We start from the raw sequence: 1,172 nt of genomic DNA on the forward strand, positions 1-1,172 counted from the left end.
CGCGCGACTCCCGTACCCGCGACATACATCTCCCCCGCCACACCCACCGGCACCGGACGCAACGCAGCATCCAGCACGAACACCGACACCCCCGGCAGCCCACGACCCACCACACTGCCCCACACACCATCCCCCACACCCACCCGACGATGCGTCACATGCACCGTCGTCTCCGTAATCCCGTACATGTTCACCAACGCCACCCCGCCGGCACCCTCACGACCCCACCACCCCGCCAGCCGGCCGACATCCAGCGCCTCACCACCGAACACCACCAACCGCAACGCACCCACCACAAACCCATCCACCGCCAACAACTGATACATCGCCGACGGCGTCTGACTCAGCACCGTCACCCCCTCCCGCACCAACAACTCCGCAAACCGCCCCGGCGAACGAGACACCTCAAACCCCACCACCACCACACGCGCCCCATGCACCAACGCACCCCACAACTCCCACACCGAGAAGTCGAACGCCACCGAATGGAAACAACTCCACACATCCCCCGGCCCCAGACCGAAGAGCTCACCCGCCGACCCCAGCAGCGCCGCCACATTCCCGTGACTGACCACCACACCCTTCGGACGGCCCGTCGACCCCGACGTATAAATCACATACGCCACCTCATCCGGCGACACCACACACCCCACCCCCGAACCATCCAGCCCCGCCAACTCCGCTGCCACCGACGGCTCATCCACCACCACCAGCACCGCACCCTCCGGCACACACCCCTCAACCACCGCACCACACCCAACAGACGTCACCACACCCACCACACCCGCATCCCGCAGCACAAACCCCACCCGCTCCACCGGATACCGCGGATCCACCGGCACATAACCAGCCCCCGCCTTCAACACACCCAACAACGCCACCACCACATCCACACCACGCTCCAACACCACACCCACCAACGAACCCGCACCCACACCACGACCCCGCAAATACCGCGCCAAACGATTCGCGGCCGCATCCAACTCGGCATACGTCAACGCAACACCGTCCGACACCACCGCCACCACACCCGGAGCAGCCACCACCCGCTCCCCGAACAACCCCACCAACGAACCACCCACACCACCAACCGACAACGCCCCCTCGTTCCACCCCAACAACCGAACCCGCTCATCAACCCCCAACACATCCACACCACCCAGCGCCACATC

The 1,172-nt window shown here is 65.7% G+C and carries 1 protein-coding gene; it reads right to left on the minus strand.

Going from position 1 to position 1,172, the window contains the following annotated elements; translation table 11 throughout:
• Nucleotides 1-1,172 (minus strand): AMP-binding protein (locus tag ABT004_RS36340; RefSeq protein ID WP_351346141.1); only part of this gene is annotated, 1,172 nt, incomplete at both ends.

Origin of the sequence: Streptomyces sp. NPDC002790, from assembly GCF_040295505.1 — a bacterium.
GTDB lineage: Bacteria > Actinomycetota > Actinomycetes > Streptomycetales > Streptomycetaceae > Streptomyces.